The organism is Luteolibacter sp. LG18 (genome assembly GCF_036322585.1).
Taxonomy (GTDB): domain Bacteria; phylum Verrucomicrobiota; class Verrucomicrobiia; order Verrucomicrobiales; family Akkermansiaceae; genus Luteolibacter.
Genome location: NZ_AP024600.1, coordinates 2,142,843 through 2,165,770, shown reverse-complemented (window position 1 = coordinate 2,165,770; position 22,928 = coordinate 2,142,843). Strand labels below are relative to the sequence as shown.

Annotated in this window: 19 protein-coding genes; 9 read left to right on the top strand and 10 right to left on the bottom strand. The window is 64.7% G+C overall.

The window, feature by feature from the left end:
• Window positions 1-2: 2 nt before the first annotated feature.
• On the bottom strand, window positions 3-206 hold the full coding sequence (kdpF, locus tag llg_RS09040) for a K(+)-transporting ATPase subunit F (RefSeq protein ID WP_338289507.1): 204 nt from the start codon (window positions 204-206) through the stop codon (window positions 3-5).
• 170 nt (window positions 207-376) lie between these two features.
• Here kdpF and llg_RS09035 point away from each other — a divergent pair, with 170 nt between their 5' ends.
• The 3 genes from llg_RS09035 to llg_RS09025 all read left to right on the top strand — a co-directional run bounded on the left by llg_RS09035 (window position 377) and on the right by llg_RS09025 (window position 4,242).
• The gene (locus llg_RS09035; RefSeq protein WP_338289505.1) at window positions 377-1,348 is read left to right on the top strand and encodes a rhomboid family intramembrane serine protease; all 972 of its coding nucleotides are present in this window, start codon (window positions 377-379) and stop codon (window positions 1,346-1,348) included.
• A gap of 99 nt (window positions 1,349-1,447) precedes the next feature.
• Entirely contained in the window at window positions 1,448-3,028 is a 1,581-nt protein-coding gene (locus llg_RS09030; RefSeq protein WP_338289503.1) for a glycine--tRNA ligase, read from the top strand.
• An 11-nt stretch (window positions 3,029-3,039) separates the two neighbouring features.
• Window positions 3,040-4,242: a hypothetical protein gene (locus tag llg_RS09025; RefSeq protein ID WP_338289502.1), complete on the top strand. Its 1,203-nt coding sequence runs from the start codon at window positions 3,040-3,042 to the stop codon at window positions 4,240-4,242.
• A gap of 453 nt (window positions 4,243-4,695) precedes the next feature.
• Here llg_RS09025 and llg_RS09020 read toward each other — a convergent pair whose 3' ends face one another.
• Both llg_RS09020 and llg_RS09015 read right to left on the bottom strand, forming a co-directional pair.
• A complete protein-coding gene (locus llg_RS09020; protein WP_338289500.1) occupies window positions 4,696-5,424 on the bottom strand; it encodes a hypothetical protein in 729 nt (242 codons plus the stop codon).
• Window positions 5,425-5,583: 159 nt separating this feature from the next.
• A complete protein-coding gene (locus tag llg_RS09015; protein WP_338289498.1) occupies window positions 5,584-6,576 on the bottom strand; it encodes a glycosyltransferase in 993 nt (330 codons plus the stop codon).
• A gap of 213 nt (window positions 6,577-6,789) precedes the next feature.
• Here llg_RS09015 and llg_RS09010 point away from each other — a divergent pair, with 213 nt between their 5' ends.
• Genes llg_RS09010 through llg_RS08990 form a run of 5 tightly spaced genes read left to right on the top strand, consistent with a single transcriptional unit; the run spans window position 6,790 to window position 13,432 of the window.
• Window positions 6,790-8,340: an MBOAT family protein gene (locus tag llg_RS09010; RefSeq protein WP_338289496.1), complete on the top strand. Its 1,551-nt coding sequence runs from the start codon at window positions 6,790-6,792 to the stop codon at window positions 8,338-8,340.
• A gap of 5 nt (window positions 8,341-8,345) precedes the next feature.
• The gene (locus llg_RS09005; RefSeq protein ID WP_338289494.1) at window positions 8,346-9,761 is read left to right on the top strand and encodes a hypothetical protein; all 1,416 of its coding nucleotides are present in this window, start codon (window positions 8,346-8,348) and stop codon (window positions 9,759-9,761) included.
• Window positions 9,758-10,642: an alpha-1,2-fucosyltransferase gene (locus llg_RS09000; RefSeq protein WP_338289493.1), complete on the top strand. Its 885-nt coding sequence runs from the start codon at window positions 9,758-9,760 to the stop codon at window positions 10,640-10,642. Before llg_RS09005 ends, llg_RS09000 begins: the two co-directional genes overlap by 4 nt.
• An 11-nt stretch (window positions 10,643-10,653) precedes the next feature.
• Entirely contained in the window at window positions 10,654-12,201 is a 1,548-nt protein-coding gene (locus llg_RS08995) for an MBOAT family O-acyltransferase (RefSeq protein ID WP_338289492.1), read from the top strand.
• 1 nt (window position 12,202) lies between these two features.
• The gene (locus llg_RS08990) at window positions 12,203-13,432 is read left to right on the top strand and encodes a hypothetical protein (RefSeq protein WP_338289490.1); all 1,230 of its coding nucleotides are present in this window, start codon (window positions 12,203-12,205) and stop codon (window positions 13,430-13,432) included.
• Between the two features lie 114 nt (window positions 13,433-13,546).
• Here llg_RS08990 and llg_RS08985 read toward each other — a convergent pair whose 3' ends face one another.
• From llg_RS08985 to llg_RS08960, 6 genes are all read right to left on the bottom strand, one after another.
• On the bottom strand, window positions 13,547-14,659 hold the full coding sequence (locus llg_RS08985; RefSeq protein WP_338289488.1) for an ABC transporter permease: 1,113 nt from the start codon (window positions 14,657-14,659) through the stop codon (window positions 13,547-13,549).
• Window positions 14,660-14,666: 7 nt separating this feature from the next.
• Window positions 14,667-15,794, bottom strand: a complete 1,128-nt coding sequence (locus llg_RS08980) for an ABC transporter permease (protein WP_338289486.1) — start codon at window positions 15,792-15,794, stop codon at window positions 14,667-14,669.
• Window positions 15,791-17,512 (bottom strand): ATP-binding cassette domain-containing protein, encoded by a 1,722-nt coding sequence (locus llg_RS08975; RefSeq protein WP_338289485.1) that lies wholly within the window; start codon window positions 17,510-17,512, stop codon window positions 15,791-15,793. Before llg_RS08975 ends, llg_RS08980 begins: the two co-directional genes overlap by 4 nt.
• Window positions 17,512-18,498 (bottom strand): secretion protein HlyD, encoded by a 987-nt coding sequence (hlyD, locus tag llg_RS08970; RefSeq protein WP_338289484.1) that lies wholly within the window; start codon window positions 18,496-18,498, stop codon window positions 17,512-17,514. Before hlyD ends, llg_RS08975 begins: the two co-directional genes overlap by 1 nt.
• The gene (locus llg_RS08965) at window positions 18,495-19,187 is read right to left on the bottom strand and encodes a CerR family C-terminal domain-containing protein (protein ID WP_338289482.1); all 693 of its coding nucleotides are present in this window, start codon (window positions 19,185-19,187) and stop codon (window positions 18,495-18,497) included. Before llg_RS08965 ends, hlyD begins: the two co-directional genes overlap by 4 nt.
• A 92-nt stretch (window positions 19,188-19,279) precedes the next feature.
• Window positions 19,280-19,801, bottom strand: a complete 522-nt coding sequence (locus llg_RS08960; RefSeq protein WP_338289480.1) for a DUF1697 domain-containing protein — start codon at window positions 19,799-19,801, stop codon at window positions 19,280-19,282.
• A 93-nt stretch (window positions 19,802-19,894) separates the two neighbouring features.
• Between llg_RS08960 and llg_RS08955 the strand changes: the two genes are divergently transcribed.
• Window positions 19,895-21,079, top strand: coding sequence for a cysteine desulfurase family protein (locus tag llg_RS08955; RefSeq protein ID WP_338289478.1), 1,185 nt, complete (start codon window positions 19,895-19,897; stop codon window positions 21,077-21,079).
• A 6-nt stretch (window positions 21,080-21,085) separates the two neighbouring features.
• Here the strand turns inward: llg_RS08955 and llg_RS08950 are convergent, their stop codons facing one another.
• The gene (locus tag llg_RS08950) at window positions 21,086-22,828 is read right to left on the bottom strand and encodes a protein kinase (protein ID WP_338289476.1); all 1,743 of its coding nucleotides are present in this window, start codon (window positions 22,826-22,828) and stop codon (window positions 21,086-21,088) included.
• Window positions 22,829-22,928: the final 100 nt, after the last annotated feature.

Sequence of the window (22,928 nt, the reverse complement as noted above, 5' to 3'; positions counted from 1 at the left end):
GGTTAGAAGCGTTCGGGGTGGATCATCGCCACGAACAGGTAGGCGAGGAGGGCGAAGGCGATGACGCCGGTGAGGATCGTTTCCATGGCAGGAGGATTCAGAGGTGGTCGCAGAACCGGGCGTATCCCACCGCCAGGGCGAAGAATCCGGCGGTGGCGGCGATGTAGAGGAGATCGGTCATGGCCTTGATTGGAGGTTGGAATCATGGTCCCACGGTTCCCGGAATCGGGGAGTCAAAGGCCCGGCCGGAAGCGTTAAAAAGGCGTTAAAACGGAGCGCCCACCGTCACCCGAAAGTCCTTGCATGCAGCCGAAGCGGCACGATGGAATCCCCGTGATGCACGGTGCATCGCCCAACCACCCCATTCCCCGCACCCATGTCCATGCGCCCTTGGCCGCGTGATCCCCGCAACGCCCGCGGCGGCGGATTTTTGACCGCCGCCCACTACATGCCGGCGACGCTGCTGCTGATCCTCGCCTCGGTGGTGGTGTTCGTGCTCGGCTTTCTCGAAGATTCGAAGCGAGAGGACCGCGAGGACGAGCAGCCAGGAAAAACCGATGTACTCTATTTCTCATCCCAAGCTCCGCGGGATGAATTCGCCCGCCTGCTGAGAACAATGATTCCTGATTCCCCGGACGCCGGTGAAGAGGTCTCGGAAGCTCAGATGCGGGAGATGCTGGCGAGCGCCGGACAGCTCGATGAGCTGAAAGCCAGGCTGCACGACCCGCTCGTGGACATCCGCAAGGGGCAGGTCTGGAGGCTGATCACCCCGATCTTCCTCCACTTCGGCATCCTCCACATCGCCTTCAACATGATGTGGCTGTGGCAGCTCGGGATGCTCCTGGAGATCCGCTTCCGGTCCCTGAGATTCCTCGCTCTGGTCGGGTTCGTGGCGGTGGTCTCGAACGTTTGCCAGGCCTTCTGGAGCGGCAGCACCGCCTTCGGCGGCATGTCCGGGGTCGTCTACGGCCTGTTCGGGTTCGTCTGGCTGCGGGGCAAGCTGCACCCGAGCCCGGAATTCGCGCTGACCCGCGAGACGGTGTCAGGGATGCTGGTCTGGATGGTGGTGTGTTTCACCGGCATTGTCGGCCCGATCGCCAACGCAGCCCACCTGATGGGGCTGGTGGCCGGAGCCGCCGCGGGAACCACGAACGCCCTCCTGGCAGGCGGCTGGTCCGTCCTGAAGCGCCGCCAGCAGTTCCGCTCGGCGCTGGCCTCGAGCACCAACGCCCTCCACCACTGCGCGGTTTGCGGGAGAACCGAACGCGATTCCCCCCATCTGGAGTTCTATGTGGATGGCGAGGACCACCAGGAATACTGCCGGGACCACCTGCCGAGGCGGGACTGAGCCGCCATCCGCCGGAGCCGGGCCCGGGAAACGTCCCCAGAATCCCGCCTTGCCCCCCGGCCCCGGGGCTGGTTCCATCCCCGCCCCAATCCCAGCACCATGGCCAACAAGGACAATACCGACCCCGCCCGCATGGAGAAAATCGTCTCCCTGTGCAAACGCCGCGGCTTCATTTTCCAAGCAGGCGAGCTCTACGGCGGTCTCAACGGTTGCTGGGACTACGGTCCGCTCGGTGCCGAACTGAAGCGCAATCTCAAGGACTACTGGTGGCGCAAGACCGTGCAGGAGCGCGATGACGTGCTGGGCATGGATGGCTCGATCCTCACCATGCAGCAGGTCCTCGTCGCCTCCGGCCACGTCGGCAGCTTCTCGGACCCGATGTCCGACTGTCTCCTTTCCAAGGCCCGCCTGCGCGCCGACCAGGTGCCCGCCCAGGACGGCACCGCGGTGTGGTTCTCCGGGGCGAAGCTCCCTGCCTCCGATTGGAGCGTGGAGCGCCAGTTCGCCGTGCTCGTGGCTCCGGGCAAGGACCCGATCGAGTCCCACAAGACCGCCCGCAAGTTCTACGGCGAGCTGATGCCGGACAAGAAGGTGTCCCCGAAGGAGCTCGAGCTCATCGAAGAACGCCGCGAGGAACTCACCGGCACCACCTCCTTCAACCCGGAGAACGGCTCCCTGCTCACCGAGCCGCGCCAGTTCAACCTGATGTTCCAGACCCGGATGGGCGCGTCCGCGGACGAAAACGATCCGAACGCGATCGCCTACCTCCGCCCGGAGACCGCCCAGTCGATCTTCGTGCAGTACAAGAACGTGCTCGATTCCAACCGCGTGAAGCTGCCCTTCGGCATCGCGCAGGTCGGCAAGTCGTTCCGCAACGAGATCAACCCGCGCAACTTCACCTTCCGCTCGCGGGAGTTCGAGCAGATGGAGATCGAGTATTTCTGCCGCCCGGAAGACGGCCTGCGCCTGACCGACGAGTGGCTGGAAGCCCGCCTCAAGTTCTACGGCGAAATCGGCATCCCGCGCGAGAAGCTGCACATCCTCGACATCCCCGATGGCGAGCGCGCCTTCTACTCGCAGAAGACCTACGACATCGAATACGAGTTCCCCTTCGGCGTGCAGGAGCTGGAAGGCGTGGCCTACCGCACCGATTACGACCTCGGCGTGCACCAGCAGCACTCCGGCAAGCCGCTCCAGTACTTCGACGAGGAAACCAAGGAGCGTTTCCTCCCGCACGTGGTCGAACCGTCCGCCGGCTGCGACCGCACCGTGCTGGCCCTCATTTGCGAGGCCTTCGACGAGGAGGAACTCACCGATGAGAAGGGCAACAAGGACGTCCGCACCGTGCTGCGCTTCGTGCCGCGCATGGCCCCGGTCAAGGTCGGCATCTTCCCGTTGCTGAAGAAGAACGAGGAGCAGGTCCGCATCTGCCGCGAGATCCAGGAAAAGCTCCAGCCGTGGATGACCGTCTTCTACGACGACGGTGGTGCCGTCGGCCGCCGCTACCGCCGCCAGGACGAGGTCGGCACACCGTTCTGCATCACTGCGGACTTCGACACCATCGGCGAAAACGGCGAGGAACTGAAGGGCACTGTCACCGTCCGCCACCGCGACTCGATGGAGCAGGAACGCATCGCGATCGACGCGCTGCTGCCCTGGCTGCTTGAGCGCGTGCGCTGATCCCCACCCTCATGACGCGTCACGCCAAACGGCATCTGAAGTGGCTGCTCGGCCTCGGGACCCTGGGTCTCGTGGCCACCGGCGCCACCAACGTCGCCGTCAACCCATGGCGCGTCCTCCCGCAAAAGACCGAGGTCAAATCCCTCGATCCCTACCGGGAAATCGACGCCGAGATCCGCACCTGCAAGGCAGGCCTCGCGATGCGTGGACCTTGGGATGTCCTGGTCATCGGCAGCTCGCGCCCGAACACCGGCATCGACCCTTCGCTGCCCGTCTTCGGGGGCAAGGCGATTAACCTCGGCATGCCCGGCGGCGACCTGTTCGAGACCCGCGCGATGCTCGATCACGCGCTCAAGTATCAAGCGCCGAAGCGCGCGCTGTTGTTCCTGGACGCGGGTGACCTGACCCGCCCCGGCAAGATGCCGATCGAGAGCGATTTCGAGTTCTCCCCGCTCGCGCAGAGCGATCCGCTGGAGCGGGACCTGAAATACGTCTTCAGCCAGCGGGCGATGGACTCCTCCGTCGTGACGCTGACCTTCGCGGCCAAGCACCAGGCCCCGCACTACACGCCGCTGGGCCTGCATTTGAAGAAGCCGCCGCGTCTCGACTACTTCGAGACCATGGAGAAGTTCTACCTGCCATGGGCGGTGGTTCTGGCGGACGTGCAGAAGCGTAACCTCGGCATCCAGCAGGACAAGCTGACCGTGGTCCGGGCGATGCTCGATGCCTGCGCCAAGGATGGAGTCGATGCGATCCTCGCCATCCCGCCGAACCACCTCACGCTGTGCCAGGCCATGGAGGAGCGCGGTGCTCCCGATCCCTATTTCCTCGCCGAGCGCCGCGCCATTGCCGCGTTGGTGGCGGAGGCCAACCAAGCCCACCCGGAACACCCGTGCCAGCTCTGGGATCTCAATATCCCCTCCCCCGCCACGCTGGAGCCCTTCCCGGCGGACCGGAAGACGCCGATGGAGAACTGGCTGGACCCGATCCATTTCACCCCCGCCGCCGGTGGCCGCTACGCCGGCCTGATGCTGGGCACCGCGCAGGAAGATCCGACGCTGGGCATCCATGTGGATCCCTCACAGCCGGAGCCCTATCTCACGAAAGTGGAGCAGCTTTTCAAAGCCGCCGCGACCGCCCTGCCCGCGGAACGCGAAGGCCTGCGCAAGGCCCTGGCCGCCGACAGCCAGCCGAAGGTGCAGCCGAAAAAATGACTGGGAGTAGGGACATTCCTGTCCCGTCTCTTGAATGTTTGCCAGCAGAGCTGGGTATTTTTGAAAACGGGACAAGAATGTCCCTACTCCCAGTTAGGCTCGACGTCGCGGATCTATTCCGCGATGGTCGCCCCAACCCCAACCAGGAGGCTGTATGACCAAACACACGCAACACCAGAACGGGTCCTTTTTTCGAACGCTCCAGCAAGCGTCGTAAGGGCTACCCCTCCGAAACCCATGTGAAACGCGGCCACCGCGTGGTCCATGGCGACAAGGAACTCGTGGAAAAGCTCGGCCGGAACGATCCGTGCCCGTGCGGTTCCACCCGGAAATTTCCGGAACTGCTGCCTCCGCGGCGGCAGACACGACGGCTCACTCCGCGACCACTACTTTTAGGGACTGAGTGAGCCTTTACGCGCCCCTTCCATCACGCATGGAAGGGGTTTTCGTTTTTCACCCCCCGAACCGGTACCCGTGCATGTCGATCTCGCGCTTGAAGATCTTCGTGATGCGGTCGGCCTGTTCCGGGGTGAGAACCTCGGTGTAGGGGCGGCGGTCCTCGCGGTATTCGGCCTTGGCGCGGACGCCGAGGGAGCCTTCCCACGGGATGCCGAAGCGGGCACAGAACGCGCCGAACTCCTCCTTCATGTTCTCATACTTGATGATCTGGTCGACCATCACCCCGCCCTTCTCATCGGTGTAGAAGGGGTAGTTGAGACAGTAATCGCCGCGGTCGAAGTACTCGTCGAGCGTCATCGTGCCGCCGCGGGTGGTCCGCTGCATGTGGTAGTGGGACAGCGTCTTCTCCCACGGGTTTCGTTCGAAGGAGAACTTGTGGTACGAGTTCCAGATCTCCGGGTCGACGCGCTGCTTCAGCACGCGGGCCGGGATGTGCTCGTGATAGCGGCGGCGCTTGTAGCAGTCCTTGAAGGTGCGGACCGGGGTGAAGAACCGCCGCTCACAGAAGATCGAGTTGTCCCGCGGGTAGTTGAAGCTGAACAGCTCCGGGAACGGCCAGAACGACTGTTCGTAGTTCCGCGGGCGGTGGCCCTCCACCTCCGGGTAGGTCGGGGTGATGATGTCATCCTCGCCACAGTGCTTGCCGAGGAAGACCTCCAGGCTGGTGCCGGCGGTCTTGGCGGTCTTGACGAAAATGAAGCGGTACTTGTGGGAGATGATCATGGGCTGAAGGCGGGCTTCCTAACGGAGCGGATCGTTCGGACTTCGGAATAGAAACCACAGATTACGCTGATTGCGCTGATTTTTAAGAATCAGAATTTTCTTCAATCTGCGTCATCTGCGAAATCTGCGGTCAGTGAAAATTTGAAGATCGAACCGAAGCTATCGAAGCCAATCGGCAAGGACGGTCTCGGCGCGCTTGGCAAAGGTGTGGTCGCGGAGGACGCGGGCGTGCCCGGCCTCGATCATGGCCGCGGCCCGGGCGGGGTCGGATCGGAGGTCGGCGAGCCGGGCAGCCAGGTCGGCGGCGTCCTTGTAGACGACGATCTCCTTCCCGGGCAGGAAGCACAGCGGCAGGTCCGGAACATCCGGATAGGTGCCGATGCCGCCGGCGGCGGGGATTTCGAAGGCCCGCAGGTTCAGGCCTCGCTCGGTATTGCCGGGCTGGGGCAGGTTGAGCACCGCGGCATGGGACCGATAGAGTTCCGCGATGGTGTCCGAGGACAAGCGGAGGTTCCGCCACGGTTTCAGCCAGTTGCGGGAACCGGGGCCGTAGAGGTCCAGCGGAATGCCGGCCGCCCGCATTTCGGCGAAGATCTGGTGGCGGTGCGGGCTGCATTTCCCCGCGAACACCAGCTTCGGCACCGATTTCGCGGGCTTCTGAAAGGGATAGCGGGCCGGATTGACCGCCAGCGGCAGGTATTTCAACCAGGCCGGGCGGTCATGGGCGGCGTAAAATTGCTCCAGCACCGGGACGCAGTGGCTGTCGAAGTAGTAGACCCCGTCGAAGGCCGGCACCTGCTGTTGGGGCACGCGATTGATGCAATCGCACAGCCAGCCGACCACCGGCACGCCGGAGCGGACAGCCTTTTTCCAAGCCTCGGCGGCAGGCTGGGGCACCCCGGCCTTGTTCAGCACCAGGACCAGATCCGGGGAAAACGCGGCCAGTTCGGCGGCGCTGCGGCGCACCACCTCCGGATTGTGCAGTTCCTTGCCCTCGCCGCGCTTCTGGGAAATCCGCTCGGCGGGGGTGTCGGCCTGGAAGGAAATCGCCGCCACCTCGCAGCCCTGCTGCCGGAACCCGTCCAGCGTGTCATCGAACCACGTGAGGATACTGCGGGATTTCCCGAGGATGGCGACGCGTTGCTGGCTCATGTGGATTCCGGCGGCCACCGCGGCCGCGCGGGCCGACTAAACCGGGCGGAACGGGCGGCGGTCAAGCCGCGCGCACCCCGGCCCTACCCAGCCGGATGACATTTCCGTGCATTTCCGGAAACGGGCCCGCCACCGGGCCGGAGACACGGCACCCGCCTTGACCACCCGGACCCAACCATGCGATACGCAGCGGCCGGCCGGCACCGTGACCCGATGATTTTCAATTCCTACGTCTATCTGCTCCTGTTCCTGCCGATCACCTTGATCGGCTATTTGTTGCTACAGCGGGCACCACTCCGGGTCGCCTTCGGCTGGCTGGTGTTGATGAGCCTGGCGTTCTACGGCTGGTGGAATCCGGACCCCTCGAAACCCTGGAGCCCGTTCTACGTCCTGCTGATCCTCGGGAGCTGCGTCGGCAACTATTTCTTCGGCCGCTACCTCTCCGGCCACAAGCACACGCCGAAGGGGAAAGGCATCCTGACCCTGGGGGTGGTCGCGAACCTCGGGTTCCTCGGCTATTACAAGTACGCGGGCTTCCTGGCCGGGCTCTCGCAGGCCGCCACCGGCTTCCCCCACGACCTGCCGCACATCGTCCTGCCGCTCGCGATCTCGTTCTTCACCTTCCTCCAGATCGCCTACCTGGTGGACGCCTTCCGCGGTGAAACCGAGGAGTACCATTTCACCGACTACCTCCTGTTCGTGACCTTCTTCCCGCACCTGATCGCGGGTCCGCTGGTCCACCACAAGGAGATGCTGCCCCAGTTCACGAAGGGCACCTGCCGCCACCGCCTGTGGACCAGCCTTTCGGTGGGCCTGACCTACCTGATCCTGGGCCTCTTCAAGAAGGTCGTCATCGCCGACAACGCCGCCTCCATCGCCAACGCGATCTTCGGCCTGGCCGGTCGCGGCGACCGCGAACTCACCTTCCTGGAAGGCTGGGCCGGGGCGCTGACCTACGCCATCCAGCTCTACTTCGACTTCTCCGGCTACTCGGACATGGCGATCGGTTCGGCCCGCCTCTTCGGCATCCGTTTCCCGCTCAACTTCCACTCACCCTACAAGGCGGACTCCGTCGTCGAGTTCTGGCGCCGCTGGCACATGACCCTGTCCCGCTTCCTGCGCGACTACCTCTACATCCCGCTCGGCGGAAACCGGAAGGGCAAGGCCCGCCGCTACATCAACCTGCTGCTGACCATGGTACTCGGCGGCATCTGGCACGGCGCCGGTTTCGCCTTCCTGCTGTGGGGCCTCCTCCATGGCCTCTACCTGTGCGTGAACCACGCGTGGTTCGCGTTCCGGAAAAAGCACGGCGTCAAGGCCCTGCCGAAGCCGCTCGCCATCGCGCTGACCTTCATTGCCGTGCTGATCGCCTGGGTGCCGTTCCGCGCCGGAGCCTTCGAGCACGGCACCAGCGGCTCCACCGGCCAGGCGATCCAGGTCACCAAGAACGTTTTCTCGGCGATGTTCGGGCTCAACGGCTTCGGCGGCTGGCCGGACAAGAGCGCCTACGTGGCGAAGGACACCCACGCCTTCCGCGCCTGCCTCTGCATCCTCGCCTGCTGGCTGCTGCCGAACACCCAGCAGTTCCTGCGCCGCTATTCCCCGGCACTGGATGCGGGCAGTTTCGATGACAACCGGGTCGGCCCCCGCCGCTGGTGGCAATGGCGCCCCACCCCGGTGTGGTTCGCCTTCACCCTGATCCTCCTGCTCGCGACGCTGTTCCAGTTCGATAAGGTCAGCGAGTTCATCTACTTCCAGTTCTAATCGCCGTGGCCACTCCAACCGACATCCGTACCGGCCTCGGCGGCCCCTCCCGGGCACACCGGAAGTATTTCACCCGCATGGTCGGGAGCTTCGTGGGCGTCATGGGGCTTTTCAGCCTCGTGAACACGTGGGTGAACCCGCTGTGGGTCACCCCGTCCCCCTGGACCAGCGACCACCTGTTCGCCGACAGCCGCCAGATCTACCGCGACCTGCGCACCGCGAAGGCCGGCTTGGTGCGCTCGAAGCAGTGGGACACCGTCTTCCTCGGCTCCTCACGCATCGCCATCGCCTTCGATCCGGCGATGCCTCAGTGGGGCGATCACAAGGTCGTGAACCTCGGCCTCAGCGGCGGCTCGCTCACCGAGCAGGACGCCTTCGTGAACTACATCTTCGAGAAGCAGAAGGGCGTCAAAACCATCTACCTCGGTGTTGATCCCACCGACCTCACCGACGCCACCGACATGGCGCGGAACGCCGGCTTCTACGAGTCCCCGATGAATCCCGCCGGAGACGTGGTCGAGCGCGAGATGCGCTACGTCACCGGCGTTTCCTCCTTCATCGCCTCCAGCCGCACCTTGAAGACCCGCTTCTGGGTCGAACTCCCCGGGGACGAGCAGAAGGACAAAAAGCTCCATCCCTCCTTCCTCACCCACCTGAAGGAAGCCATCCGCACCCGCGACACGATGGACAACAAGCACCTCCCGCCCTACACCGGTCTCGGCCACTGGCTGCGGGACCGCTCGGTGCGGCCGGTGCGCGCCATCCTTGAAACCGACTCCATCCCCCACGCTCTGCGCATGATCCGCCAGCGCAAGGCGAAGCAGGAGAAGATCGCGGACAACAAGGTCAAGGCCCTCGCCCACATCCTCGACAACTGCCTTTCCAGAGGTGTGGAGCTGAAGCTGCTGCTGCCGCCGAACTATGCGGCCTACCTCGCCGTGTTCCATATCGACAACGATCCGGATCCGTCCTTCTCGAAGGTCCGCGAGCTGGTCGTGGACATGGTCGCGAAGGCGAATGCCGCCCACCCGGAGGCGAAGCCGGTGACCGTGTGGGACTTCTTCGATTTCCACCCGCTCAATGCCGAGCCGCTGTCATCGGTGGATCCGAAGACCGGTTTCCTGCACTATTGGGCGGACGGCACCCACTCCTTGGAAACCCTCGGCCATGTCATGCTGAAGCGCATGAACGGTTGGCCGATCGATGACCCGAAGGAAGCGGACTACGGCCGCGAGATCGATGTCCACAACGTCCAGGACCGTCTGAAGGAAATCCGCGCCCAATATCAGACCTACCGGAAAACCTATCCGGAGGACATCAAGTGGGTGGAGGAGATCATGAGCAAATACGCCAGCGTCGGCCCCGAGAAACAGGGAGCCGCCGAGGGCGAGGACCAGGACAATCCGACTCCCGGCCAATGACACCCGCTTCCACCTCGCCGGTGGTGGCCCTGATCAAAGGCGGCCTCGGCAACCAGATGTTCTGCTACGCCGCGGGCCGCGCCCTGGCGCTGCGGTTGGGCCGCGAGTTCCAGCTCGATGTCCGCACCGGCTTCCAGCGTGACGACTACGGCCGCAGCTACCGGCTGAACCGTTTCCCGATCATCGCCACGGAGGCCACCGAAAAGCTCTGCCTCGGCGGCGACACCCGATCGTGGTCGCACAAGCTGGCCCGCACGTTTTCGAAATGGAGCAAGCCGGAGTCCCGCTCCTACGTCGCCGAAAAGGAAGGCATCACGCCGGTGGCCTTCGCCCGGCTCGCACCGTCCACTGACAAACCCGCCTATCTCAACGGCTACTGGCAGGACGAGGCCTATTTCGCCAACGCCGCCGACCGCCTGCGCAAGGACCTGGCCCCGCCGGTCCCGGTTTCTGAAGCGGCCCTGGAGGCCCGCCGCCTGATCCTCTCCGCGGCCACCCCGGTGATGCTGCACATCCGCCGCGAGCGCTACACGCCGCGGCTCGGCGAGAAGTACTACAACGACTGCATCTCCGCCTGCCTCGACCAATTCCCGAACGCGACCTTCTTCGTCTTCGGCGACGACTTCGCGTGGGCCCGCGAGCACCTGGTGTTCGAGGGTGCCTCGGTGCGCTTCCTCGACCGCGTGGGCGCGGATGAAATCGAGGACCTGCACCTCATGACCTGCTGCCGCCACGCCATCGTGGCGAACAGCTCGTTCTCGTGGTGGGGCGCGTGGCTCGGCCACCACCCCGGCCAGCAGGTGTGGACGCCCGCCGATCCCGGCTGGCCGGTGAAACCCGCGGCCGGATGGACCGCGATCGCCAACGATCTGGAGCGCTGATTTTCCCGCGGATGCTTTTCAATTCCTACATCTACCTGCTGCTGTTCCTGCCGGTCACCCTGATCGGTTTCCTGCTGTTGCAGCGCGCGCCGCTCCGGGTCGCCTTCGGCTGGCTGGTGCTCATGAGCCTGGCCTTCTACGGCTGGTGGAACCCGGAGCCGTCCGAACCGTGGACGCCGTTCTACATCGCGCTGATCCTCGGGAGCTGTGTCGGCAACTACTTCTTCGGGCGCTACCTGTCCGGCCACAAGCACACCCCGAAGGGGAAGGGCATCCTCACCCTCGGCGTGGCGGTGAACCTCGGGCTGCTGGGTTACTACAAATACGCCGGGTTCCTCGCGGGACTCTCGAAGGGAGCCACCGGCTGGCCCGCGGAGGTGCCGCACATCGTCCTGCCGCTCGCGATCTCGTTCTTTACCTTCCTCCAGATCGCCTACCTGGTGGATGCCTATCGCGGTGAAACCGAGGAATACCATTTCACCGACTACCTCCTGTTCGTGACCTTCTTCCCGCACCTCATCGCGGGGCCGCTGGTCCACCACAAGGAGATGATGCCGCAGTTCGCGCGGAAGAAAGCCTCGGGCCGCACGCTCGATCTCTCGGTGGGCCTCACCATCCTCGCGATCGGTCTCTTCAAGAAGGTCGTGGTGGGCGACAACCTCTCGACGGTTTCCTCCGGCTTCTTCGACCTGGCGGCAGGCAGCGGACGCCCGCCGACCTTCGGGGAAGCCTGGGCCGGAGCGCTGGCCTACGCGCTGCACCTGTATTTCGATTTCTCGGGTTACTCGGACATGGCCATCGGTTCGGCCCGCCTGTTCGGCATCCGTTTCCCGCTCAACTTCCACTCGCCCTACAAGGCGGACTCCGTCGTCGAGTTCTGGCGCCGCTGGCACATGACCCTGTCCCGCTTCCTGCGTGACTACCTCTACATCCCGCTCGGCGGCAACCGCAAGGGCAAGGCCCGCCGCTACATCAACCTGCTGCTGACCATGGTGCTCGGCGGCATCTGGCACGGCGCCGGTTTCGCCTTCCTGCTGTGGGGTCTCCTCCACGGTCTCTACCTGTGCGTGAACCACGCGTGGTTCGCCTTCCGGAAAAAACACGGCATCAAGCCGCTGGTGAAACCGCTGTCCGTCGCGCTCACCTTCCTCGCCGTGTTGATCGCCTGGGTGCCGTTCAAGGCGGGCGTCTACGAACACGGCAAGAACGGCAGCACCTCCAAGGCAGTCCACGCCACCGCCACCATGCTGTCCTCGATGGTCGGCGTGCATGGCTTCAAGGGCCTGCCGGAGCTGGCGATCCAGGTCGTGAAGGAATCGCGGGTGTGGAAGCCGATCCTCGCCGCGCTGGCCGCCGTCTTCTTCCTGCCGAACACCCAGCAGATCCTCCGCCGCTACCGCCCGGCGCTGGGTTACCTGGAATTCGAGCCGAACCCCGGCAAGCGCCGCTGGTGGGAATGGCGGCCCACGCCCATCTTCGCCTGCCTGACGCTGGCGATGCTCTACCTGACCGCCCGCGAATTCGACAAGATCAGCGAGTTCATCTACTTCCAGTTCTGACGTGGCCACTCCTTCCCAACGATCCGCCGGACGGGTGTCCCGCCGCTACTTCCTGTGGCTGGCGGTGCCGTTTGCCGTGGTGATGCTGCTGGTCAGCCTTCTGAACACCTGGGTGAACCCGCTGTGGCTCACCCCCGCGCCGTGGAGCGATCCGGGCTTCGCCGACTACAAGCCGATCCACAAGTACCCGCGCTCCGGCAAGGCAGGCATCGTCCGCTCCGGCACCTGGGACACCGTCATGCTCGGCTCCTCGCGCGTGGACATCGCCTTCGATCCCACGCTGCCGCAGTGGCAGGGACGCAAGGTGGCGAACCTCGCCCTGCGCGGCGGCACGCTCAACGAGCACCTGGCCATGCTCACCTACGCCGCGAACCACCAGAAGCTCGATCTCGCCATCATCGGCATCGACCTGGCCGACGTCACCAACCCGGTCACGATCCCGGCGGGCTCCGGCTTCGAGGAATCGCCGCTGGCCGAGAGCAACGACGAAGTGGAACGCGAGCTGCGCTACATCTCCGGTGTTTCCACCTTCGTGCAGACGGTGAAGTGCCTGAACTACCGTTACGGCAAGAAACCGCGTCTCGCCTCCTACTCGCGCGAAGGCCAGTGGGTGCGCCAGCTCGACAAGCGCCCGCTGCGCCAGGTGCTGGAGAAGGAATCGTTCCGCTGGGTGGACATCTTCACCCGCCAGCGCAAGGCCTCGTTGGAGGTCAAGACGCCGAAGACCAACGCGCTCCACGGCATCCTCAAGCTCTGCCGCGAGAAGAACATCCGGCTGATCCTCTGCATCCCGCCGAACCACGCGGCCTACCTCACCGGCTTCCGCCTGAAGCACGATCCCGATCCGTGTTTCCGCACCGACCGTCTCGCCTTCACCACCGTCCTCGCCGAGGAAGCCGCCGCGCATCCGGAAGGCCCGAAGGTGGAGCTGTGGGACTTCAACGATTTCCATCCGCTCAACTGCGAGCCGCTGCCGCCGGACGGCGATCACTTCGCGCAGTATTGGGCGGACGGCACCCACGCGCTGCCATCACTGGGCAAGACCATGCTGTCCCGCATGATGGGCTGGCCGGTGGAGGACCCGAAGGGCGCGGACTACGGCGAGAAGCTCGACCTCTCGACGCTCGACACCCGCATCCAGCACATCGCGGACGGTTACGAGCGTTACAAGCTCGAGCACCCCGAGGACTACAAGTGGGTGCAGGAGAACATGGAGAAGTTCGATAGGTGAGCCGACGTAGCGCGAAGCTGAGCTTCGCGTGCGGTGGAGAGCTCGATGCAAGGTCGGGGCACCCCTTCACCGGAATGCCGCGCTGGAAGCACGCGAAGCCAAGCTTCGCGCTACTTACGCCGACTTCCGACGGAACATGATTGCGGCCAGACTGAGCGTGCCGAAGCCGATGACGATCAACGGCACGATCAAGGAAAGCACCCGCTCCGGCGACGAATCCTTCAGGAACACGCCCTTCACGATCTCCACGAAGTGGCGCACCGGATTCGGCCAGGTGGCGATCTGAAGCCAGTGCGGCATGTTCTCCACCGGCGCGGCAAAGCCCGATAACATCATCGCCGGCATCATGAACGAGAACGCGCCGAGGAACGCCTGCTGCTGGGTGCCGCACAGCGAGGAAATGAACAAGCCCACGCCCACCAACGAGAGGGCGTAGAAGAACATGCCGACATAGAGCAGCAGCAGGCTGCCGCGGAACGGCACGTGGTAGGCGAACACCGCGGCACAGAGAATGATCGTGGCTTGGAAGAACGCCACCACCATCGCGGGCACGGCCTTGCCAATCATGATCATCTCGGGAGTCAACGGGGACACGAGAAGCTGGTCGAAGGTCCCCTGCTCGCGCTCGCGCGCCACCGATAGCGCGGTGAGCACCAGCGCGCCGATGGTGGTGATCACGGCCACCAGGTTCGGCAGCGTGAAGTTCCGGTAGATCAGGTTCTCATTGAACCAATACCGCCCGACCACTTCGGATGGCTGCACCTGTCCGGACGCCGCCATGCGGTCCTTGGTGAAACCTTCAACGATCCCTTGGAGGTAGCCGAAGGCGATCTGCGCGCTGTTCGAACGCCGGCCATCCAGCAGCACCTGCACCGGCGCGCCTTTCCCCGCCGCCAGCTCCCGCGAGAAATCCTCCGGGATGCTCACGGCGAGCAGCGCCTCGCGGGTCTCAATGGCCTCCGTCATCTGCTGCTGGCTGGTCACCGGGATCACGTGCGTGAAGGCCGTGGAACTGGCGAAGCGCTGGACCAGTTCGGTGGCGGGCAGGCCCGAGTCGCGGTTGTAGATCGCGATCGAGGCATTGGTGACGTCCAGCGTGGCGGCGAAGGGAAACAGCACCGTTTGCAGGATGACCGGCATCAGCAGCAGCGCGCGGCTCGACGGATCGCCGAACAGCGCCTGGAGCTCCTTGCGGACGAGGGCGTGGATGCGGTGGAAAAAGTTCATGGCGAGGTCACTCCATGCGGCGGCGGGTGAGTTTCGCGGTCAGGCCAAGGAAGAACGCGGAGGCGAGCACCAGCATGCCGATGTCCGGCAGCAGCAGGCTCCAGCGTGTGCCGGCCTGGAACAGCGTCTGGATCGAGGAAACGAAGTAACGCGCGGGAATCAGGTGGGTCACACCACGCAGGAACACCGGCATGCTCGCGATCTCGTAGATGAACCCGGACAGCATCATCGCGGGCAGGAAGGCGGCGTTGAGCGCGGCCTGCGCGGCATTGAACTGGTTGCGGGTGGCGGTGGAAATCGCGAGCCCGATGCCGAGCACGCTCAGCAGGAAAAACGAACCCACCACCGCCAGCGCCAGCAGCGATCCGCGGAACGGCACGTGCAACACCCAACGCGAGGCCGCGACGCACAGCAGCAGCGACACCATGCCGAGCACGTAATAAGGGAGGATCTTGCTGAGCAGCAGCTCCGCCCGCGTCACCGGTGAGGCGAGCAGCGCCTCCATCGTGCCGCGCTCCCATTCGCGCGCCACCACCAGCGAGGTGAGCAGCGCGCCGATCACCGTCATGATGACCGTGATCGAGCCGGGGATCAGGAAGTTCCGGCTTTCCGCGGAGGGATTGAACCAATAGCGCGGTTCCAGCGTGACCTGCTCGGGAATCTCCCGACCATGGTCCGCCGCGTTCTGGCGCAGCCACGTTTGCCACACGCCACTGACAATGGAGGTGACGAACTGGGCGGTGTTCGGCTCCGAGCCATCCGCCACCACCTGCGCCGGGGCGGTGTCCGAGCGACTCTGGAGCCGCCGCGAAAAATCCTGAGGAATGACCACGAAGCCGCGGATCCGGGAATCCACCATGTCCCGGCTCATCGCCTCGCGGGACCGATAGTGCCGCACGTCGAGCGAGGGCGAGGCCACCAGCGCGGAGTCGAACCCGCTGGCCTCCACTCCGCCCGCCTCGTTCAACACGCCGACCCGCAGCTTCGGCACGTCGAGATTGATGCCGTAACCGAAGATGAACAGCATTACCACTGGCAGCACGAAGGCGATCAGATTGCTGCTGGGATCGCGGAAGATCTGGAGCGTTTCCTTCCAACACAGCGCGCGCAGGCGGCGGAGCGAAAGACCCGTCATGTCTCCTCCTTTCCGGTGACGAGGCGGATGAAGGCATCCTCCATCGAGGGATCGGGATCGTCCGCGGTGGCGACGCCCGCCTTGAGTTCGTCCGGCGTGCCATTCGCGATGAGCTGGCCGCGGAACACGAGCCCGATGCGGTCGCAATACTCCGCCTCGTCCATGAAGTGGGTGGTCACCATCACCGTCACACCGCGCTCGACCAGCCCGTTGATGTGGGTCCAGAACTCGCGCCGCGTCACCGGATCGACACCCGAGGTCGGTTCATCGAGGAACAGGATGTCCGGCTCGTGCATCACCGAGCAGGCCAGCGCGAGCCGCTGCTTGTAGCCGAGCGAAAGCGAATCGGTGCGCGCGTTCAGGAACGGCTTCAGGTGGAAGATCTCCGCCATGTCTCCGGTCCGCTCCCTCTGCAACTTCCCCGTGAGGCCGTAGATGCCGGAGAAGAACGCGAGGTTCTGCGCGACGGTGAGATTGCCATAGAGCGAGAACTTCTGCGCCATGTAGCCGAGCTTCTGGCGCGCCTTGCCCGCGCTGTGGCGGAGGTCCAGACCCACCACCTTCGCCGTGCCCGCGGTCGGCACCAACAGGCCGCACATCATCTTGAAGGTGGTCGATTTGCCCGCGCCATTCGGTCCGAGCAAGCCGTAGATCTCGCCACGCTCGACCTGGAAGGTGACGTCGTCCGTCGCCTTGAAATCGCCGAACTGCTTGGTGAGGTTCGCGGCCTCGATCACCGTGGCTCCATCGCGCGGAATCTCCCGGGTGTGTTTCGCCAACACCGATTCCCCCTCGGGACCGCCACCGAGAAGATCGATGAAGGCGTCCTCGAAACGAGGCTTCACCGGTGCCCACGCAGCCTCGGAGCCCGCGCCGATTTCCTGCGGATCGAACGGTTGCGCGCCCTTCCGGAACGTCAGCCGCAGGTTGTGCCCCTGGATCGTGCCATCGGTCACCTCGGGCCGCGACAGCGCCTTCGTGAGCAGGCGGCGCTTGCCTTCGTGGAGGTTCTTCAAATGGAAGCAGCGACCCGCCAGCGGCTCCGCGATCTCGCGCGGCGTGCCGCTGAAAAGCATCCTGCCCTCGTTCAACACCAGCGTGGTGCCGCACAACTCGGCCTCATCGAGGTAGGCGGTGCTCCACACCACCGCGATGCCTTGGTTCACGAGGTCCTCGACCATGCCCCACAGCTCCTTGCGCGAGATCGGATCAACGCCCACCCCGGGTTCATCGAGCAGCAGTAGCTCCGGCTTCCCCAACAAGGCGCAGGCCAGACCGAGCTTCTGTTTCATGCCGCCGGACAGCTTGCCCGCGAAACGTTTCGTGAAGCGCTTCAGGTCGGTGAAGGTGAGCAGACGCTCGAAGGCCTCCTCGCGTTCCGCTCCGGTCACGTTCCGCAGGTCCGCCTGCAACGTGAGGTTCTCGATCACGGTGAGGTCCTCATAGAGGCCGAACTTCTGCGGCATGTAGCCGACCCGCCCGCGGATCTCGGCGGCGTCCGCGATGGGATCGAATCCCAACGTGCGCACCGTTCCCTCCTTCGCCTCCAACAGGCCGGCGATCAGCCGCAGCAACGTGGTCTTGCCCGCACCATCGGGACCGGCCAGCCCGGTGATGACGCCGGTGCGGATCTCGCCCGAGACGGCATCCAGCGCGGGTGCCTCCATCCCGGGAAAGGTCTTCACCAGACCCTCGAAGCTGACCACGATCTTCGACATCACTTGGTGGGATTGGGCAGCCGGATCGTGACCGGCATGCCTTGCCGCAGGGAACCATCGGAATCTTCAACCACCACCCGCATGCGGTAGACCAGCGAGGTTCGCAGCTCCTTCGTCTCCACCGACTTTGGCGTGAACTCCGCGGAAGGTGCGACAAAGCCGACCGTGCCGTGGTAGCGGTGGTCCGGCTTGCCATCGGTGAACAGCTCCACCTTGGTGCCGGGCGGAAACTTGCCGAGATCAGGCTCCGACACGTAGGCCCGCACCCACACCGGATTCTCCAGCGACAGCGACAGCACCGTGGTGCCGGGCTGGACGATCGCGCCGGATTCGACGGCGCGGGTGATGAGCACCGCGTCGGAAGGCGACATCAGCGTGGTGTCCGCCAACTGGATCTGCGCCGAACCGACCGCGGCCTTGGCCTGCTCGACGGCGGCCTTCGCGGCATCGATCTCCTCGGTGCGGAAGCCCGCCTCGAGCTGGTTGAGATTCGCCTCCGCGAGCCGCACCCGCTGGATCGCCTCGTTGCGGGCGGCCTCGGCGTTCTCGTATTCCTGCCTGGAAACGCTGCTCTGTTTCACCAGATCGGCCTGGCGTTTGTAGGCCCGCTCGGCGTTGTCCGCCACCACTCGGTTTTGGGCGAGCGTGGCGCGCGCCTGCTCGATCTCCTCGGGTCGATAGCCCGCCTTCTTCAAGCGGGCCTGGGCCTCGGCGGAAGCGAGCGCGGCCTTCGCCTGCTCCAGGGCACGCTCATACGGGGCGGGATCGATACGCGCGAGCAGGTCGCCGGTCTTCACCAGGTCGCCCTCGTCCTTCAGCACCTCCACCACCCGGCCGCCGACACGGAAACCGAGGTCGACCCCGCGGATGTCGACGTTGCCGTGCAGTTGCAGCGGCTCGTGCTCCGGTTTGATACGATCCAGATAGTACCAGACACCACCGCCGGCCACGGCGAGCAGGAGAATCACAGGGATGATCTTTTTCATGACGCGGGATTCGGGAAGGGACCGGGCAAGCAGAGCCGGTCGAGGTGTTGGTCGATGATGGTGGCGATGGCCGAAACGTGGTGGGCCTCGAAATGGTCGATCTCCAGGCGGCGGAGGATGGTCGAGCGGGCGACGGTGAACACCAGCACCTGGCCGAAGATCGCGTGGCCGCGCAGGATCACGTTCATCGATTCCGGCTCCTCGCCCACCGCCACCGCGAGCAGTCGGCAGAAGATCTGGTGCAGCGGCTTCAGGCTCTTCTGGTAAAGGACGTCGAAGGACTCGCTGGGATTCGCCTGCTCCCGCATCATCACCAGCCGGATCTTGTCGAACTCCGAGCCCGCAAGCTGGCGGCCGAGCAGCAGCCCGAGGACCTTCTTGAGCGCCGCGACGGCGTCAGCGGGTGTCATCGTCCCGACCTCGAGCCGCGCGCGGCTGTCCTCGGCCAGCGGCCCAATCAGCGAGCGGAGGAACGCGCCGATGCCATCGAGCACCTCCGCGTAGAGCTTCTCCTTGTTGCCGAAGTAATAGGAAATCGCGGCGACGTTCTGCCCGGCTTCATCGGCGATCTCCCGGACCGAGGCGTTCTCGTAGCCCTTTTCGCCGACCGCCTTCAACGCCGCCAGCAGCAACCGGCGGCGGGCTTGCTCGCCCTTGCCGGAAGTGGATGGAAACAGCTCCGCTTGCATGACGGCCAAAAATTAAACGATCGCATAAAAAAGTCAAACGAATGATTAATTTTTGAATCAAGGGTCGTCCCTCACGGCCTTTTCCCTGAAGGTCACTTGGCTTCGGCCAGACTCCGGACGGTCTTGATGTTCCGGAAGGTGGCAGGGCGTTTCAGGAGCTTTTCCAGCACCGCGCCGGAGAACGTGGAATCGCTGCTGCGGATCGAGCAGTGCCAATAGAGATCCCGCCCGGCGATGTGGAGGCCATCGATGTCCGTCTTCAATGCCAGCACCTTGGCGGTGGCTTCCTGATCGAACGGTTCCGCGGTGAAACCAACATGGGTGGTGCCGCCTTCCGTGTCCGGAAAAGGATTGGCCTTTGCGATCTCCGCCAGCTCGGGAACGGAGCGGAGGAAAGTGTCCACACGGTAGCCAAGCTCCTTCTGCAGCAGCGCCTCGATCTTCCGCTCCAGCCCCTCCGGCTTCGCCTTCGAATCGAACAGCACGTTCCCGCTGGCGATGAACGTGGCCACGTTCTTGAAGCCGTCCGCCTCGAAGATCTTCTTCAAGGCGTCCATCTTCACATTGCGGCCACCGACATTGATGGCGCGGAGAAAGGCGACGTAGCGGGGCATGCTTGGCATTCTGCCGCACCCGGGCCGCTTTGTCACCCGGGCAGGAAGTCGAACGGGGCTGGAAATGGAGCCCGCCTACCCTATTCTTCCCCCGTGATCTACCTCGACGCCAACGCGACGACGCCCCTGCTGCCGGAAGTCCTCGATGCCATGCTGCCATGGCTGACGGAGGGCTTCCACAACCCGAACGCCTCCTACCGGGGCGCGAAGGCGGCGCGCCAGGCGATCGAAACGGCGCGCGAGCAGGTCGCGGCGCTGATCGGCGCGCAGCCGGACGAGATCGTCTTCACCGGTGGCGGCACCGAAAGCACCAACACCGCGCTCAAGTGGCTCGCCCGCCTCGTCGGCCGGAAGGCCGGCCGGGCCATCACCAGCGCCATCGAACACAGCGCGGTGCTCAAACCCTGCGAGACCTTCGAGGAAGTCGGCTATCCGCTCGACCGCATCGGCGTCAGCCACTTCGGCCGCCTTGATCTCGACGCCCTCCGTGCCGCGTGCCTATCCGCCAAGGACGGCGGCGGCTTCGCCTCGATCATGTGGGCGAACAACGAGACCGGCGTGATCCAGCCCATCGCCGAAGCCTGCGCCATCGCGAAGGAACACGGCCTCGCCTTCCACACCGATGCCATCCAGGCCGTGGGCAAGATCCCGGTGGATGTCCGCGCGGTGCCGGTCGATTTCCTCTCGATCAGCGCGCACAAGTTCCATGGGCCGAAAGGCGTGGGCGCGCTCTACGTCCGCAGCGGCTGCCGCTTCGAGCCGCTGCTCCGCGGCGGAGGCCAGGAAAAGGGCCGCCGCAGCGGCACCGAAAACACCGCCGCCATCGTCGGCTTCGGCAAGGCCGCCGAACGGGCCAAACAGCTCCTCGATTCCGGCGACGGCTCCGTCCGCGCCCTGCGCGATGCCTTCGAGGCGAAGCTGTTGGAAACCATCACCGGGTGCGAGATCAATGGCGATCCCGGCCACCGCCTGCCCGGTACCAGCCATGTCTCCTTCGAACGCTGCGAGGCCGCGGGCCTGCTGATCCTGCTCGATGACATGGGCATCGCCTGTTCGGCAGGCTCCGCCTGCATGACCGGCAAACAGCAGCCGTCCCATGTCCAGAAGGCAATGGGCTTCAGCGATGCCAAGGCCAAGAGCAGCCTGCGCCTCGGCTTCTCCCGGCTCAACACCATGGCCGAGGCGATGCAGGCCGCCGAAGCGGTGCGCAAGGCGGTGGAGAAACTCCGCCGCGTGCAAGGCAGCGGCGTGGGACCGGTGACGGTCTACACGCCATGACGCACCTCAATCGCTGGCCGCGTTCTTGAGCCCAATAAGGTCGCCCTTGATATCATCCTTCGCGCGGCTCACCAGCTGCTCGATTTTTCCACGCAGCACCCCGCGGTTCGAACTACGGGTCACCACGTCGGTCGCCACCCGAACCGCCGCCCGCTTGGTTTCGATCAACTGGGCCGACTCGATGGTTTCGAGCAGGGCATCGAAATGGTCGTCCGTCGCCTTGCGCCGGATCGATTCCAGCGCCGCATCGGCGGAGCTTTTCTCCTTCGCCGCGCGGGCATAGGCAATGATCGGACCGATCGCGGAAAACTTGTCACGGTATCCCACCACATCGCGGAAGAACATCTGACGCAGATCCTCGTCATTGTTGAAGGCGGAGGACGTCACGAACTTGGCAATGTCCGCATCCACATCAAAGCTGGACGACTTCGCGAGCCGGATCGCCCTCATTGTCGGCGCATGCTGCGCAAGCTGTTTGGGAACCTTCAGGTTGTCGAACAACGACTTGAGCTGCTTGGAAGTGACTTCCAGTTCCTTCGCGGGATCCGCCGCCTTGTCGATCAGGGCCTGAAGAGCCTTCTCCTGCTTCTCCTTCTCCGCGCCCTTCATGATCGTCATGCCGACGATGATGACACCGAGGCCGAGGATGCCGGAGATCACCGCCTTCGCGGCATTGCTCATCTTCTTCTTCGGGATCTGCGGGATGGGCGTCACCGGACGCGTGTGCGTCTGGACCGAGCTGGTGGCCGGGCCCTTCGTGAGCACGTGCGAGGTCGTGTGAACGCTGGGCCGCGAACCATCCGGTGGTTGCAGCGACTGCGGCGCGGATTGGGTGGCGGTGACGGTCTGGACAGGCCCGGTGCCAAGCCCCGGCCGACGCGGAGGAGGCGGCGCGACGGTCCGCGCGGGCATGGTCGCTCCCGCGCCTTCGTTGCGGAGGAACACCTGGAGCGCCTCGCGAGCGTCGGCCGGGCGGTCCGCCGCATCGCGGTTGATGTGCCACATCACCCAATCCCGCAGCCACGGCGGCAGGTCCGGGCGGACCTCGCCGATCGGTTTAACGAGGTGGCTCAAATGCGAACCCATCACCTGCGGTCCGGTCTCGCCATCGAAAGGATACTTCCCGGTCAGGGCGAAGTAGTAGACGCAGCCCATCGCGTAAAGGTCGGTGCGGCCATCGACGAGGCCGCGCTCGAACTGCTCGGGCGCCATGAAGAAAATCGAACCGTAGACCGCGTCCTGCTGGTCGAGCGTCTGCTTCGAAGGCTTCGGCGTGAACTTGGCCAGGCCGAAGTCCACGATCTTCACCTGGAACTTGCCGGACGGCAGCCAGGTGAGCATCAGGTTGCCCGGCTTGATGTCGCGGTGGACGATGTGCAGGTCCTGCGCGGCGATCAGCGCCTCCTGGGTCTGGATCGCCACCTCGCGGAAATCCCCCACGGTCAGCGGAGCCTTCTCCACCAGCTCGTCCAGAGACTTGCCGGTGAGCATCTCCATCACCACGTACGGCCCATCCTCGTCCGCGCCCACGTCATAGACGGTCACGATGTGCGGATGCTGCAACGCGGCCAGGGCACCGGCCTCCTTGGTGAGCTGCTTGGTGGCCTCGTCCTGGTGGTCGGCGTCATTGCCCTCGGGAATGATGCGCTTGATGGCCACCTCGCGGTTCATGCGCTGGTCAAACGCACGATAGACCGCACCGATCCCACCTTGGCCGATTTTGCCGCGTATTTCGTAACGTTCGTCCATGTGAACCTAACCGTATCCCAAACCTTGTCCGTTTGAGGGGGGCTGACGCAACCCTGAAAGTGCGGCCAATCAAACGTCCTCCAAACTCTGTCGTTTCATC